Annotated in this window: 14 protein-coding genes; 2 read left to right on the top strand and 12 right to left on the bottom strand. The window is 37.0% G+C overall.

Annotated features, from left to right (window positions below; all coding sequences use genetic code 11):
• Window positions 1-4 precede the first annotated feature (4 nt).
• A complete protein-coding gene (smc, locus tag ACERII_RS09015; RefSeq protein WP_373641705.1) occupies window positions 5-3,574 on the bottom strand; it encodes a chromosome segregation protein SMC in 3,570 nt (1,189 codons plus the stop codon).
• Between the two features lie 217 nt (window positions 3,575-3,791).
• Here smc and ACERII_RS09010 point away from each other — a divergent pair, with 217 nt between their 5' ends.
• Window positions 3,792-4,016 (top strand): DUF1128 domain-containing protein, encoded by a 225-nt coding sequence (locus ACERII_RS09010; protein WP_373641703.1) that lies wholly within the window; start codon window positions 3,792-3,794, stop codon window positions 4,014-4,016.
• Between the two features lie 179 nt (window positions 4,017-4,195).
• Window positions 4,196-5,626, top strand: coding sequence for a hypothetical protein (locus ACERII_RS09005; RefSeq protein ID WP_373641702.1), 1,431 nt, complete (start codon window positions 4,196-4,198; stop codon window positions 5,624-5,626).
• Window positions 5,627-5,698: 72 nt separating this feature from the next.
• Here ACERII_RS09005 and ACERII_RS09000 read toward each other — a convergent pair whose 3' ends face one another.
• From ACERII_RS09000 to sdaAB, 11 genes are all read right to left on the bottom strand, one after another.
• Entirely contained in the window at window positions 5,699-6,283 is a 585-nt protein-coding gene (locus tag ACERII_RS09000) for a hypothetical protein (RefSeq protein WP_373641701.1), read from the bottom strand.
• Between the two features lie 744 nt (window positions 6,284-7,027).
• Window positions 7,028-7,486: a hypothetical protein gene (locus ACERII_RS08995; RefSeq protein ID WP_373641699.1), complete on the bottom strand. Its 459-nt coding sequence runs from the start codon at window positions 7,484-7,486 to the stop codon at window positions 7,028-7,030.
• 701 nt (window positions 7,487-8,187) lie between these two features.
• Window positions 8,188-8,895 (bottom strand): ribonuclease III, encoded by a 708-nt coding sequence (gene rnc / locus ACERII_RS08990; protein WP_373641738.1) that lies wholly within the window; start codon window positions 8,893-8,895, stop codon window positions 8,188-8,190.
• A 139-nt stretch (window positions 8,896-9,034) separates the two neighbouring features.
• A complete protein-coding gene (acpP, locus tag ACERII_RS08985) occupies window positions 9,035-9,265 on the bottom strand; it encodes an acyl carrier protein (RefSeq protein WP_373641698.1) in 231 nt (76 codons plus the stop codon).
• Window positions 9,266-9,326: 61 nt separating this feature from the next.
• A complete protein-coding gene (gene fabG, locus ACERII_RS08980) occupies window positions 9,327-10,064 on the bottom strand; it encodes a 3-oxoacyl-[acyl-carrier-protein] reductase (RefSeq protein WP_373641696.1) in 738 nt (245 codons plus the stop codon).
• Between the two features lie 6 nt (window positions 10,065-10,070).
• A complete protein-coding gene (gene fabD, locus ACERII_RS08975) occupies window positions 10,071-11,012 on the bottom strand; it encodes an ACP S-malonyltransferase (RefSeq protein ID WP_373641695.1) in 942 nt (313 codons plus the stop codon).
• A 4-nt stretch (window positions 11,013-11,016) separates the two neighbouring features.
• The gene (gene plsX / locus ACERII_RS08970) at window positions 11,017-12,018 is read right to left on the bottom strand and encodes a phosphate acyltransferase PlsX (RefSeq protein ID WP_373641693.1); all 1,002 of its coding nucleotides are present in this window, start codon (window positions 12,016-12,018) and stop codon (window positions 11,017-11,019) included.
• Between the two features lie 19 nt (window positions 12,019-12,037).
• Complete coding sequence (gene fapR, locus ACERII_RS08965; RefSeq protein WP_373641691.1) at window positions 12,038-12,592, bottom strand: transcription factor FapR; 555 nt, start codon at window positions 12,590-12,592, stop codon at window positions 12,038-12,040.
• A gap of 80 nt (window positions 12,593-12,672) precedes the next feature.
• On the bottom strand, window positions 12,673-14,706 hold the full coding sequence (gene recG / locus ACERII_RS08960) for an ATP-dependent DNA helicase RecG (protein ID WP_373641690.1): 2,034 nt from the start codon (window positions 14,704-14,706) through the stop codon (window positions 12,673-12,675).
• 5 nt (window positions 14,707-14,711) lie between these two features.
• Window positions 14,712-15,596, bottom strand: a complete 885-nt coding sequence (gene sdaAA / locus ACERII_RS08955; protein ID WP_373641689.1) for an L-serine ammonia-lyase, iron-sulfur-dependent, subunit alpha — start codon at window positions 15,594-15,596, stop codon at window positions 14,712-14,714.
• A gap of 21 nt (window positions 15,597-15,617) precedes the next feature.
• Entirely contained in the window at window positions 15,618-16,280 is a 663-nt protein-coding gene (gene sdaAB / locus ACERII_RS08950; RefSeq protein ID WP_373641687.1) for an L-serine ammonia-lyase, iron-sulfur-dependent subunit beta, read from the bottom strand.
• Between the last annotated feature and the right edge of the window lie 232 nt (window positions 16,281-16,512).

The raw sequence follows: 16,512 nt of genomic DNA, 5'->3' as shown, positions 1-16,512 counted from the left end.
CAATTTATCTAGCACCAACTAATTCTTCACTTTCTTCTAATCGAACACTCATTAACTTCGAAACACCCGACTCTTGCATCGTCACTCCATAAAGAACATCCGCCTCTTCCATCGTTCCTTTGCGGTGGGTAACTACAATAAATTGCGTTTCGTTACTAAAGTCTTTTAAGTATTGTGCAAACCTTACCACATTCGCATCATCAAGGGCAGCTTCTACTTCATCTAGTACACAAAATGGAACAGGGCGAACCTTTAAAATAGCAAATAACAACGCAATCGCAGTTAATGCTCTCTCTCCCCCTGAAAGAAGGGCTAGATGTTGAAGTTTCTTTCCAGGAGGCTGCGCAATAATATCTACCCCAGTATTTAATAGATCCTCTGGTTGAGATAACAATAAATCAGCTTGTCCTCCACCAAACAATTCTTTAAAAACAAGGTGGAAATGCTCTTGAATTTGGTCAAACGTTTCTTTAAAACGTTTTGTCATTTCATTATCCATTTCTGAGATAACCTGGTGAAGAGTTTCTTTTGCTTCCTCTAAATCTTCTTTTTGTTCTAAAAGGAATTCATACCGCTCTTTCACACGATCATATTCTTCAATAGCACCTACGTTTACTGTTCCAAGCTCCTCTATTGACATTTTGATGAGTTTTACTTTCTTTTTCGCTTCACTCAATTCTAATTCAAGAGGATAATTATTTTTTGCACCTTCGTAAGAAAGCTCATATTCACCTTCTAGTTTATTGAGTCTATTGTCCAGTTCAACATCAAGTCGATTTACACGAACTTCTGTTTCATGCATCGTTGTAGAAGTGAATTTGAGCTGTCTTTTATGCTCTTTTAATTCATTCTCTGTATCATCATGCTCCTGTTGGATAGATAAGCGTTCTGATCTTCGCTTGGAAATAAGCTGTATCGTTCGATCTTTTTCAGCTCGTCTCTGTTCAATCACATCTTCTAGGGAATCAGCGCTTTCTGATTGAGAAGACATGTCCCTTTCTAATGTAATAAACTCCTTCTCCTTTATAGATAATGTTGAGGCTGTTTGCTCAAGTGAATCCTTAAGACGTTTGTAGGCTTCATTCGTGTAATGTAGTTGTTCTTCCTCTTTCGCAAGCCTTATTTTTAACTCAGTAATCTCTCTGGACAATGTTTCTTTTGTCGTTTTTTCATCTTCCTGACGTTTAGATAACTCGTTAATTTCGTCTTTTAACGACTCAATCGTATAATCACTTTGTTCCATTTTCTGAGATAACAAACTCATTCTATCTTTCTTTTCTTGAACCTCTTCCTCAAACTCATTCTTTTCTAAATCATAGATTTTTAAGCGTTCATTTACATTTTTCTCAGAAAGCTCTAGTTCTTTTACTAGTTGTTTTTTCTGTTGTTCTTCTTCTCTTACAGCTTCCCCTTCAAGCTGTAATTTCTTCATATCAGATTGTAAATTGCCCAATTCCTCTTTTATGTTCGCAACATTTCCTTGAAGGTTATCCGTATCTTGTTCTAATTGGTCTAGCTTTTCTGTCACACGCTCTAATTCCTGCTGCCTACCTAATATCTGACTCTGTTTTTGCTTAATACTTCCTCCTGTCATTGCCCCCCCTGGATTAATAACATCCCCCTCAAGGGTTACAATTCGGAACCGATAACGGACGGACCGCGCAATACTATTAGCAGCTTTCATATCTGTTGCAATAATAATGTTACCTAATAAGTGCCCAAAAATATTGTCATATTGTTTTTCAAAGGTCACTAGATCTTTCGCTACCCCTATAAAGCCTTGCTGTTGTTTTGCTTCGTACAAATCTTGCCCTTGAATATTCCTTGGCTTTATGACGTCCACCGGTAAGAAGGTAGCACGTCCTAAGCGACGTTGCTTTAGGAATTCAATACCTTTTCTTCCCGTCATTTCATTTTCAACAACAACATGTTGTTGAGCAGCACCTAATGCGATATCAATGGCAACTTGATGCTCAGAAGATATTTTTAATAATTCTGCAACTGCTCCTTTAACACCTGTAAACTGGCGATCTCGTTCCTTTAAAATTTCCTTTACTCCTTGGAAAAAACCGGAGTAATCATTTTGCATTTCTTCAATAACCTCTTTACGAGATTTCAATTGCTGAACATGTCTAATTGCCTCGTATAATAATTTTTCTTTTTTTTCATACTCTATTTCTTTTCTTTCAAAGGTAGCCCTTTTTTCTTTATATAATGTCAATTTCTCTTGTAAAACTTCTTGTTGCATTTCCCATTCTTTCAAAGCACTTTGTAAGCTTTGATTTATTTCTTCACGATTTTGGAGAAGGTCTCCGTTATCTCGTTCCACTCTCGTATGTTTCTCCTGCTGTTTCTGTAGCTGTTCTTGGATATATCGTAGTTCATTTTTATAAGATGATTTTTTATTTAATACTTCGATATACTCAGCCTTCAAGTGCTCAAGTCGCTCTACCGTATTTTGCTCCAAGGATTGTAGTTTCTTTTCATTTAATTCCAAGGTAATACGTGTTTGTTTCACTTTCTCTTTATACAGATTAAGTTGTTCCTCTTGAGTTTGAATCTCTATCTGAAGTCTCTCTTTTCGGGATGCTAGTTCCGATAATTCTTCTATAAATTGTTCGCGATGCTGAGCAAAATTCTTTTTACGTTCCTTCCATACTTCTTTTTGTCCTTCCTGTTTTTCTAATTCTTCACTTGTTGCTAACAAGATATCTTGTAAGTCATTAATAGACTCATCTATTGCTTGCATGTCCGAACGATATTTTTCAATGTTCGCTTCATATTGTTTAACAGTAGCTGTAATACCACTTTCTTTGTCTTGTAATGATTCTAGTTTTTGTTTTTCATTTTCCCACGTTTCGTGCAATTGTTCGATCTCTTTTACTAAAACACCCACTTCTACTTCTTTCAATTCCGCTGTTTTTTCTATGAATTCTTTCGCAATAGAAGCTTGTTCTCGTAAAGGTTCAACTTGAGATTCTAATTCATGGATAATGTCTTTTACTCGATTTAAATTATCTTGCGTATCATTCAGTTTTCTTTCTGATTTAATTTTTCTATTTTTATATTTTAAAACGCCTGCAGCCTCTTCAAAAATCATTCGACGTTCTTCTGATTTACTACTTAATATTTCTTCTACTCGTCCTTGTCCAATAATTGAAAAAGCTTCTTTTCCCAAACCTGAGTCCATAAATAGTTCTATGATATCTTTCAATCGACAAGGTTGCTTATTAATTAAGTATTCACTTTCACCTGAACGATAAACACGACGAGTTACCGCCACCTCACTATAATCAATAGAGAAGTGATTGTCTTCATTATCAAGTACAAGAGTAATTTCTGCCATGTTTAGTGGCTTTCTACTGTCACTTCCCGAAAAAATGACATCCTCCATTTTGGCTCCACGGAGATTTTTTGCTGATTGTTCACCAAGAACCCACCTAATAGAATCAGAAATATTACTTTTTCCACTACCATTCGGTCCTACTACGGCGGTTACACCTTTAACAAAATCAATGGAAAGCCTGTCAGCAAAGGATTTGAAACCAACGAGGTCCAGTCGTTTAAGGAACAATGCCATTCACCTCTATCTACGTTCTCATTTTACTACCAATGTGTAGTAATTCTTTAACTAATATATTTTACCATAATAGAGCTATACGATAAACGGATTCTTCTACATACTAGTCTTTTTCATAGAGCATGTTACAATAAAAGAAAATGCTGGTTTATTATTTTTGACGATGACCACATGTGTTCTACATATTATGTAAAGTAAAGGAGTGCTCAAGATGAGTATAAGGGAAAAAACGAGAGAGAATTTAAATCAGATGATTGAGGAAATAAAGACGAAGCTTCAAATTGTTAATGGTGCAGCAATGAAAGCAGAGTATTACTCATTAGAGAGATTTGATGACGTAGAAGAGCTTTATTTAATGGTGATAAAAAAAGAGCGTTTCAGTGTTAGTGAGATGGATGCTATAGTAACAGAACTTGGGAATCTTCGGGATAAATAAGTGAAAATGATGACAATTTCATATTAAAACTTTTAACAAGAGGGTTCTAAAAGGTTAATAAAACTTTTGGACCCTCTTTTTTTAAGTTTGGTTCTCCTTCTAATCTATACACCAAAGCCTATTACTTTTCATATAGTATCTAAGGTTTTTTAGTATTGGTGTAGGAAAGGAGTTTGATGATGGAGTTAACTGCAACGCACTGGATATATTTACTCGGAACAATAGTAATAATTGTTACTATGTTATTCCGCCAAAATGTCGTGGTTCCTGCTATCTTGATGACTTTTCTTGTTGGTTTATTTTATAGTGGTTCCTTTATTTTTGGATTACAAACGATGTTTAATGCAAGTTTAACAGCTGCTGGAGAGTTATTTAATATCTTCCTTATCATTGCTGTTATGAAAGCATTACTACATGCCTTAAAAGATATGGGCGCGGATGAGCAAATGATAACGCCCTTTCAAAAAGTAATGATAAATGGTCACATTTCCTTTTGGGTAATTATCTTTGTCACCTATGCTATATCCTTATTTTTCTGGCCAACACCTGCAGTTCCTTTGGTCGGTGCTTTGCTTATACCTGTAGCTGTTCGAGCTGGGTTACCTCCCATCGGTGCAGCAATAGCCATCTCTCTTGCAGGTCAAGGAATGGCCTTGTCTTCTGATTACATTATTCAAATTGCCCCAACACTTAGTGCTACAGCAGCAGGAATAAGCGCAGATCGTGTTGCGGATCAAGCGTTTGTACTTTCTATTATTACTGGTACAGTAGCAATTACTTTAGCTTATTTATTAATTCGAAAAACAATAAAACGACCATCAGATCAACACTTAAAAGCATGGGAAAATATGAAATTCGATGGTATTGAAGAAGCACAAAAGGTATCCGAAAAAAATAAGCCATCAAGTAAAGGAAGGTATATTTTTGCAGCATTAGTTCCCCTTTCCTTTTTCGTCATTGTAGTTTATATGTTACTATCAAAGTTCTCAGCAAATTTTGCTGATATAGAAGGAGGTTCAGGTGCAGCTCTCATCGGAGGAACAGCCTTGATACTCCTTATATTTGCAGCGAGCTTCACTGATTTCCGCTCCTCGTTAAACAATGTAAGTGGATATATTGTTGATGGATTCCTGTTTGCATTTAAGGCAATGGGTCCGGTTATTCCCATTGCTGGCTTCTTCTTTGTTGGTAGTGACGAACTCTCCGCAAAAATATTTGGAACAAGCGTAGATAGTGCACCTGCATTACTATTTGAGTTAGTTCAAGCAGGACAACAAAGCATTCCAAACAGTCCATTTATTGCTGGATTCAGCATTCTGCTAATAGGTATGATTACTGGGTTAGACGGTTCAGGGTTTTCTGGGCTTCCTCTTGTGGGTTCGTTAGCAGGCTCCATTGGACCAAATATTGGCGTTGATCCAGCAACACTCGCTGCAATTGGTCAAATGGGATCCATCTGGGTTGGTGGCGGTACCTTAATAGCCTGGTCGTCACTTGTTGCAGTCGCTGGTTTTGCGAAAGTACCTGTTATGGATTTAGTTAGAAAGAGTTTTTTCCCCGTAATTATAGGGTTAGTTGTTTCCACGTTTCTTGGATTATTGTTTTTATAACGAAAGAATAGACAACAGAAGGAGATTCTTTCTGTTGTCTATCCTCGAAAATCGTGTTATTAGAGTGCATAACTATATAGTTCTAACAACTTTGTTGGTTTGTATTTCACTCGCTTCAGTACATTCCTTTTCTGTGGGGGGGTGATCTTCGGAAAGAAAGGATAGTATTTCTTCTATAAAACTTTCAATATTTTTTATAGAATAATATTGGCCATCCATTGTTAAAACGTATGAATATTCTGTAGCCTCTTTTCTTAGAAAAACAAAAAAATACTGTACATCATCGCTCGATACAGAAATTGAGATACTTTCGTTAGAATAATGTCTATCGCCTGTTAATAACGTTTTTTCCGTACTTCTTGTTAACGTATGACGATTTAAAATATCAATTAATTTTTTCCCTTCTTCTTCATCCTCCATTTCAAATGTAGCTCCATAATTATGAACAGAAATCTTATAATGTATGTTAGAATCAATTTTTAACTTAACGGGAAGATAAAAAATAACAAGTAATAAAATGATACCTATGAGAATTGGAAAAATGGAAAATATGTACTTTTTTTCAGATTCCCTTACAATCATATAGAGAATCGTAAGAAAAATAATCACACCGATAAAAATTAACACCCAGATCAATAAATTAAAAAGAGTTATCATATTACGTCCTCTTTCCATAACCAGAATTATAACTAGGTGTTTCAATCATAATGATACTATGTTTTTCTCTTCTTACCTACTTAAATAACTCCATAGTTTTCGTTATTAATGCAAAAAAGATGAACATAATCATTGTATGTGAAATCCTATTTCATTCCCACTTTGATAGTTTTCTATCGCATTATGTAATAATACTTTGTAATGTGTTGAGCAACAATAAACTCTGCCAGCAATTCTTTTCTCATATGTTGCGTGATGTTGTATTGATAAAAAGAAATACTACCGAGGATTATTGAAATAAATACACTAGTTAATTGTTTCACTTTATTCACCGTTCAAAATTATTAGTTATATCATATTTTCCATAAATGAAGTATAGCTATTTTATTGTCAATTATTTTATTTTAGCATTTTTTCTTTACAATTTGGGTAAAAAAGGATAAGTGTTTGTTCAGGAACAATCGTTGGCGAAATACGACAACTTTGAGGAGGGGAATTAACATTGATTGGATTGGAAAGACCTGATGACGTTAGTATCATTCGCTGTAATTTATGAAGCTTGAATTCCTATATAGGTATAAGAAGAAAATACTAAAAAAAATAGAAAAATCACATCCCTTAGAATATGTTAAAAGGATAAGGAACCATCTCAATGAGCTTTATTAGATGTGATTTTTCTAAATGTAAGATAGCTTAAACAATAATTAATTCAATGTTTAAGAAGCTAATTACTAGCACTTATATTTATGCCAGCATCATTAAAATCGCAACAATTGATAGAATTGGAATTGCTCCTATCAAACTAATACCAATAAATAAGATTGTATTTACTGCTCCTTTTGCGTTTGCTGTTAAATCTCCAATGGAAAGTGTTTGTTGACGAGCCATCAATATCATAAATAATCCTACTATAAAAGTGATAATAATAAGAATGATTGCTGGAAGTAATTCAGAAAGTTCCTTCGTTCCTTCAATTGAAGCAATTTGATTAAACCCATAAACGACTAGAAGAATTGGGATAGTTTCCACTAATACTACTTTTATAAAAAAGCGACTGTTTTCTTTTTGCACTGTTTCTGTGCTAATGTCGTTCTTTTTTTCCAATTCAACTTGAACCTTTGATATTAATTGTTTCAAACAGATAGTGATACCGAATACTGCTATGATGCTGGCTATTACAAATATGAAGCTTGGGTTAGACATGATTATATAAGTCCTCCTTTGTAGATGATTAGTTTTTTAAACCCATAGAAAAACCTTTTTCGCGGGGAAAAGGTTATTTTTATTATAACAAACATTGTTATTGTTAAAAGGTAATTTTTAGATTAATCTCCAAATGATGAGGAGGTAGAGGGATGGAACTATATATTTTTTATGTCCACAGTAATTAAAAAGCTCGTTATTTTCCATTTTAGGTGAATTCTCATATCTTTATTGAATTTAACTATTTAAAATATTTTACTTCACAAGCTACACGATCCAAACCTCGGCCATCTGCTCCTCAGGACTATCGCTCTTCGTCGCAAATGGCGGGGCGCAATATATAAACTCGTAATATTGTTCATGGTTAAAAATCGTTTCGACTGCGTGGCTTTCGCCCCGCTTTTTACGCTGTCGCGTAAAAAAATCCTGACCATAGAAGACTTTTGAGGAATGAATTCCTCACTTCTTCTAACCTGGGCCATCTGCTCCTCAGGCTCTCGCCTTCGTCGCAAATGGCGGGGTGCACTATAAAAACTCGCAATATAGTTCAGGGTTAAAAAATAGATTCGACTGCGTGGCTTTCGCCACGCTTTTTTACGCTGTCGCGTAAAAAAAATCCTGACCATATAAGACTTTAGAGGAATAAATTCCTCACAGTCTTATATGGCCAGGATTAACGTCGAATCGATTTTTTAATGGTTTTATTTTTCGAGTTTTTGCAGTGCTTTTTGTGCGGCCATTTGCTCCGCCTCTTTTTTGGATCTTCCTAGTCCTTTGCCTAGTTGGTTGTTTTCTAGCCAGACTTCGGAGACGAATTCTCTGGCGTGGGCTGGGCCTTTTTCTTGGACTATTTTGTATTGGATGTGGCCTTGTCCTTCTCGTTGGATGAGTTCTTGCAATTGGCTTTTGTAGTCCATCATGTCGGAAAAGGCGCCTTCTGCAATTTTTGGGTATACGTATGCTTGTAAGAAGTTATAGACGGAATCCATCCCTGAGTCTAGGTATAGTGCTCCTACGAAGGATTCGAATACGTCCGCTAATAGGGCTGGGCGTCTTCTTCCTCCGGTCATTTCTTCTCCTTTACCTAAGAATACGTAGTCACCAAAGTGTAATTCATCTGCAATTTTTGCTAGTGATGGCTCGCAAACGATGGCAGCTCTGAGTTTGGTCATCTCCCCTTCACTCATGTTTTCATAGTTCTTAAACAAGTATTGTGAGATGGCCAATTCCAAAACAGCATCTCCTAAAAATTCGAGCCGTTCGTTATCATCGTGAGGACGAATTCGATGTTCGTTTACATACGATGAATGGGTAAATGCTTGGATAAATAAGTCTTCAATATTATACGTTATATTTATAGAAGACAAAAATTGGCGGTATTGAATTTTTTGGTCTTCCGTCATCAACATTTTTTTTGATTGACGTTTTAAACCCCTTCTTTGAATCTTTCTTGATTGTTGCATGAGAACCCCCATCGCTTCTCTACTGTGGATTTTAAGATTTTTGAAAGCCCAAGCCCCTTTTTGGGGGGCTTGGGATTTTGGTAAACTATTGATGACGCTCTATGTATTCAACAACGTCACCGACAGTAGCAATCTTCTCAGCATCTTCGTCGGAAATCTCTAAGTCGAACTCATCTTCAAGTTCCATTACTAGTTCAACTACATCCAAGGAGTCAGCACCTAAATCTTCTTTAAATGTTGCTTCTGGTTTGATTTGTGATTCATCTACGCCTAGACGGTCTGATACGATTTTTGCAATTCGTTCCATTACAGCCATGTAGCTCACCTCCTCTCAGTAATTATAGGATAAAATGTTAGAAAATACTAGTGAGATTTCATTACATGACCATTCCACCATCAACATGAAGTGTTTGACCTGTCATGTAACCTGATGCTTCACTTGTTAAAAATGATACAACTGCTGCCACTTGGTCCGGGGAACCTAGCTTTCCAAGTGGAATTTGTTTTAGCATTTCCTCTTTTACTTCTTCAGGTAGTTTGTCTGTCATATCTGTTTCTATAAAACCAGGAGCAATCGCATTTACATGGATATTACGATTCGCCAACTCTCTTGCCAATGACTTTGTTAATCCAATAACACCAGCTTTACTTGCTACATAATTAGCTTGCCCTGCATTACCCAATACTCCAACAACAGAGGAAATATTAACAATTCTGCCATATCGTTGCTTCATCATTGGACGTGTCACTGCTTTAGAACAATTAAAAACACCTTTTAAGTTTGTATTAATTACTGCATCAAAGTCTTCTTCTTTCATTCTCATTATCAGTGTATCTCTCGTAATCCCTGCATTATTTACTAGGATTTCTATCGAACCGAACTCACCAATCACTGTTTTTACCATAGCTTGTACAGCATCACCATCAGCAACATCACATTGAACTACCATTGCCTTTACTCCAAATGCTCGACATTCTTCAGCAACCGCTTCGGCTTTATCTTGACTACCAGAATAATTCACCGCTACATTCACACCATTTTTTGCTAAGTCCAAACAAATTGCCCTACCAATTCCTCGTGAGCCACCTGTTACAAGTGCGTTTTGTCCTTTCATGAATAACTACTCCTCCTTTAATGCTTCTAATGCTTTTTCTAGTGTTTCATTATCAAAGATAGGGAAAACCTTTGCACGACGAGATACCTTTTTCACAAGTCCACTAAGTACTTTCCCTGGTCCTAGTTCAATAAAGGTATCTACACCTTCATTCAAAAGCTTTTGCACTGTGTCTTCCCATAATACTGGGGAGTATATTTGCTCATATAACAATCTGCGAATTGTTTCTGAATCGTTAACTGTACCTGCAGTCACATTTGCAATTACAGGTATTGTTGGTGTTGAAATTGCTATTTGGTCTAAATGATCTTTCATCTTAAGTGCTGCTGGCTTCATCATAGTTGAGTGAAACGGTCCACTTACAGATAAAGGAATCGCTCTTTTAGCTCCTCTTTCTTTTGCTAGCTCTGATGCTGCTTGTACACCAGCAGTAGATCCAGAAATAACGATCTGTCCAGGACAATTAAAGTTTGCTGGCTCTACAATATCCACCTTTTCTGTTACTTCCTTTGTAACAGAAACAAGATCTTCTCGATTCATCCCTAAAATGGCTGCCATTGTTCCTTTTCCCTTAGGAACAGCTTCTTCCATCCATTGACCACGTTTTCTTACAGCAAGACAAGCACTTTCAAAGGACATAGCACCACTGGCTACTAAGGCAGAATATTCCCCTAAACTATGTCCAGCTGCAAAATCTGCTGTTATGCCTTGTTCCTGTAATATTTTCCATATACCTATACTTGTCGTTAATAATGCTGGCTGTGTGTTTTCCGTTCGTTTGAGTTCCTCTTCGTCACCTGAGAATATAAGAGATGAAAATGATTCCTGTAAGACTTCATCCGCTTCACGAAAAATATTGTTACACACTTCATATGAATCAGCTAGTTCTTTCCCCATCCCAACTTGTTGAGAACCTTGACCTGGAAAAACGAACGCTATTTTCCCCATAAACTTATAGCTCCTTTTCCGAGAGATTTTCTTTTAATTCTTTTTGTATCGTTGTTACAACGTTTTCTTCATACATTGTTATTGCCTGTCTAATTGCATTAAAAAATGCATTATCATCTGAAGAACCGTGCGCTTTAATTACCGGAGCATTTAATCCAAATAAACCAGCGCCACCATATTCAGAATAGTCCATTTGTTGCTTCACTTGTTTGAATGCAGGCTTTAAAACACCAGCTGCCAGCTTATTTTTAAATGAAGAAGTTAACTCTTTTTTGAGAATGGAAAACAAGGAAAGTGCTGTTCCTTCAATAGATTTTAGAACGAGGTTTCCAGAAAATCCGTCACAAACTACGACATCTGCAACTCCATTTAATAAATCCCTGGCTTCTACATTTCCTACAAATTCAAGTGAGCTTTCTTGAAGTAATGCATACACTTGCTTCGTTAAATCTGTGCCTTTCCCGGCTTCCGTACCAACATTTAACAAACCAATCCGAGGCTTGGCCACTTTTCTTACTTTTCGCATATATACATCACCCATTACTGCATACTGCAATAAATGAGAAGGTTTTGCGTCCATATTTGCACCAACATCTAGAAGTAAGAAACCATCACCATTTAAGGTTGGTAGCATTGGAGATAACGCTGGTCGTTCAATCCCTTTGATCCTGCCAACTACTAGTAATCCCGCAGTCATAAGTGCACCAGTATTGCCTGCTGAAACTGCAGCATCTGCAACGCCATCTTTCACCTGTTGTACTGCTAATACCATAGACGCATTCTTTTTCCTTCGTACAGCACGAACAGGGGAATCCTCACTATCAATAACTTCTTCTGTATGTATTATTTCTACTCGTTCCGTTGTTGTCATATGCTTCTTTATTTCTTGTTCATTTCCTACATATATTACGTGTAAATCTTCGTATGCCTTGAGAGCTTTTTCACAGCCTTTGACAATGCTTCCAGGGGCATTGTCTCCTCCCATAGCATCTACAGCGAGTTTCATATGTTACACCATCCTCAACTTATTGTTCTTGACGAAACATAGAAAATTCTCCGTGGAAAACTTGTTCTTTATCCACAAAGCTTTTTACTTCTACAATAGTTCTATCTTCCCCTATTTCTTTTACATACGCTTTCGCTACAACACGTTCCCCAACCTTAACTCTTCGTTTAAACGAAACATTAGCCTTAACTGTAAGGGCAAGCTCATCATCAATAATAGCTACAGCCAATGAATTGGCTTGTGCAAATAAATGATGTCCACGGGCAATACCTGTTCGTGAAAAAACATGTTCCTCTCGGATATCTAAAATGGAGATAGCATGCTTATCTAGTTCTAAGTCAATAACTTCACCAATTACTTCTTCAATTGGTAAAGCTTTCACTGTGTCATATTGTTGCTGAGCAACGTTTTTAATCCGTTCCCTTACTTCTGGGATATTTAGTTCTAGACGATCTAAACGAATCGTTTGTACACTCACTTCAAATGCATCAGCTAAGGCTTCATCTGTTATGAATGGATTTTCCTCTATTTTTGCTATTAATAATGGTTGACGTTGTTTTTTCGATACTTTCATCTTCATCACTTCCAAGCTAATATGACTAGGTACTAATAGTAGTATATAGTTGAAGGACTGTATTTTCAACCATTGATTTATTAATCTAATTTTTCTTCGTTAAAAAGTGCTTGTTTTTTCAAGTAATCTCGTAATTTTTTATATTGATCATTTTTCCAAAACGCTTCTGATTCTATTAGCTTTACAGCGTCTTGTCTGGCAACTTCTAATACTCGGTAATCTTCCACAATGTCTGCAACTTTAAACTCAGGAAGTCCACTTTGCTTGGAACCGAAGAAATCTCCAGGACCTCGCAATTCTAAATCGCGCTCAGAAAGCTCGAATCCATCCGTTGTATCAGTCATAATTTTCATACGTTCTTTCCCAACATCCGACTTAGGATCAGCTAGCAACACACAATACGATTGTGTACTGCCACGTCCAACTCGTCCACGGAGCTGGTGGAGTTGAGACAAGCCAAAACGTTCTGCATCGTAGATGACCATCACTGTAGCGTTTGGTACATTTACCCCTACCTCGACCACTGTTGTAGAAACTAATGCTTGGACAACATTAGAGGCAAAATCATTCATGACCTCATCTTTTTCTGCAGCGGCCAATCTACCATGCATAAGTCCCACTTGAAAAGGAGCAAGCTCCACTTGTAATTGTGCATGAACATCGATCGCATTCTGAACATCTAGTTTTTCTGATTCTTCGATTAAAGGACATATAATATATGCTTGATTTCCTTGAGCTAAATGTTTTTTAACAAACTCAATCACTCTTGGAAGCATATTTGGCTTTGCCCAGCGTGTGTCTACTGGCTTTCTTCCTTTTGGCATTTCGTCAATAACAGAAACATCCATATCTCCAAAAGCAGAGATAGCTAATGTTCGTGGAATTGGTGTTGCGGTCATAAAAAGAACATCTGGTCTTAGCCCTTTTTTGCGTAATATTCTGCGTTGCTCTACACCAAAACGATGCTGCTCATCAGTAATAACTAAACCAAGTTTATGAAAAGTAACACTATCCTGAATTAAGGCATGTGTACCAATAAGTATATTTATCTTTCCCTCTTTTAAATCTTCTAAAATCACTCTACGCTCCTTCACTTTTGCAGATCCAGAAAGTAGTTCTACACGAACACCTAAGGGCTCTAATAAAGAGACTAGTGATTCTTTATGTTGTTCCGCTAAGATTTCTGTAGGCACCATTAGCGCTCCTTGAAACCCTGCTTGAACAACAGATAAAAGGGCAATTCCAGCGACGATCGTTTTCCCCGATCCCACATCGCCTTGTAACAACCGGTTCATTCGATGCTCAGATTGAATATCTGTCATAATTTCTCCAAGTACTCGTTGCTGTGCATTGGTTAATGGGAAAGGAAGAGTTGTGATGAAAGCATCTATTTTTTCCATCTGGATTACTTTTTTTTGACCAATGTCACCTTCACGTTCCTTCTTTCGGAAAAATTGCATTTTTAATTGAAACAAAAGAAGTTCTTCGTATATCATACGCCGCTTGGCTTGTTTAAGCATATCAATAGAGGTAGGAAAATGAAGCTGGCGTAACGTTTCCTTTCGTTCCATGAGTCTATATGTAGCCATTAACTGTGGCGGTAAAAACTCTTTTATTTCTTCATTAAATTGAACAAATGTTTGACGGATCAATTTGCGTAATGCAGTAATTTTCATATCACCTTTTAATGAGTAAACAGGCTCTAAACCTTCAGAATTTTCATCCCGGTTTTTTAATATCGTACCACCAGAAATGACAAGGCGATGCTTATCCAGTTTCCCATTTATCACAACCGTATCACCTAAAGAAATTTGTCGCTTTAAATAAGGTTGGTTAAAAAATATCGCTTGCACCAAGAGACCGTCCACGAGCACGCGAACGGTCAAACGAGCCTTATTTTTACCATAAAAACGTAGTTCTGGTTCACTATGAACGGTTCCACGAATAGTAATTCTTTCGTCGTGCTGTGCTTCCATAATTGGTCGAACAGCCTTGTCTTCATATCGAAAAGGATAGTGCTCCATTACTTGTTGGATTGTGAAGATTCCCATTCGTTCAAGCTGTTCCATCATTTTAGGTCCTACTCCAGTTATGTCAGAGACAGGTCGATTCATTATTATCACACCTTTTTTGCAGTACCAAATAGTTGCTCTTGAATTCTTCGTCCCGTTGGTGTCGCTGCCAGTCCACCTTCTGCAGTTTCTTTTAGTGTGGAAGGCATTGACTCACCGATTCGGTACATAGCATCAATTACCTCATCTGTTGGAATAATACTTGTTATCCCTGCTAAAGCTAGATCCGCTGCTACTATAGCATTGGATGCACCAAAAGCATTTCGTTTGACACATGGGATTTCCACTAAACCAGCAATAGGATCACATACTAGTCCAAGCATATTTTTTAAAGCGATGGACATGGCTTCCGCAGATTGTTGCGGTGTTCCCCCAGCCATCTCTACAACTGCAGCAGCAGCCATTCCTGTGGCAGACCCCACTTCAGCTTGACACCCTCCTGCAGCTCCTGAAATCGAAGCATTATTCGCTACAACGAACCCAAATGCTCCGCTTGTAAATAAAAAACGAACCATTTGTTCCCTTGTAGGCTTAAGCTTATTTTTTATCGTAAATAATACACCTGGAACAACTCCAGCAGACCCTGCAGTGGGTGTTGCACAAATGGTTCCCATGGCTGCATTAACCTCATTTGTTGCCATTGCCTTTGCAACTGCTTCTAATAAAAATGGACCAGCAAGCGTTTCGTTGGATTGGATATACTCATACAACTTTTTTCCATCTCCACCAGTTAAACCAGAAACAGATTTCACATCCTCTGTTATACCACGCTCTACAGCCTTTTCCATTATTTCTAAATTACGTTCCATTTGATGCATGATATCTTCACGAGATCGACCATAATGCTCCATCTCTTGTAAAATCATTACTTCAGAAATAGGAATTTGTTTTTCTTCTGCACTGGTAATTAATTCCTCAACATTTCGAAACATGATGCTCCTCCTAGATGTATATTATTCATGGATCTTTGTCACTTTCGTCACATGATCAAGAGCTTCCACTTGTTTCATTATATTTCCACCAATATTTTGATCTATTTCAATAACCATTAACGCTTCTTTCCCCACCTCTTTACGTGAAACTTCCATATGTCCAATATTTATTTCGTTTTTCGCCAAGATGGTTGAAACAGATGCAATAGCACCGAAACGATCATCATGTACTACGAGTATTGCTGGATGATTCCCGCTTAATCGCAGCTCAAAGCCATTTAACTCTTTTATTTCTACTTTCCCCCCACCAATGGAAATACCAACTAGTTCCATCTCATGAGAATCGTCACCTAAGTGAATTTTTACGGTATTTGGGTGATCCATATGTGCTTCTTCCTCATGAAAAGAAACTGTCAGGCCACTATTTTTAGCTATCTCAATAGATTCCGTTATTCTATTATCAAAAGTATCAAATCCTAATATACCACCAACTAGAGCAACGTCCGTACCGTGCCCCCGATAAGTTTTGGCAAACGAACCATATAAATGAAAAGATACCCATGTAGGAGCTTTTTGAAAAAGCTGTCTTGCAACTAATCCAATTCTAGCCGCACCTGCTGTATGAGAACTTGAAGGACCAATCATGACCGGACCGATAATATCAAACACACTTCTATATTTCACTGTTGTACCTCCTAGATGAAATAATTTACAGGAAACATTACTCTCTTTCTATATTAACAAATAGATATAGAAACAGCTATGGAAAACATTCATATTCACAGATTCCATCATAACTTACCTATTTATTCTATTAATTAACGATAAATAGCTTGTTGCTTTTAATTAAGCATGTTATTTGGCACGAGGTGATGTCTCCTGTAGCTAGATAATATACTAGTCAGTATAGTTATGC

The sequence above is a fragment of the Evansella sp. AB-rgal1 genome, from assembly GCF_041820985.1.
Classification (GTDB): Bacteria; Bacillota; Bacilli; order Bacillales; family Salisediminibacteriaceae; genus Evansella.
This window is presented reverse-complemented; position numbering and strand designations above follow the sequence as displayed.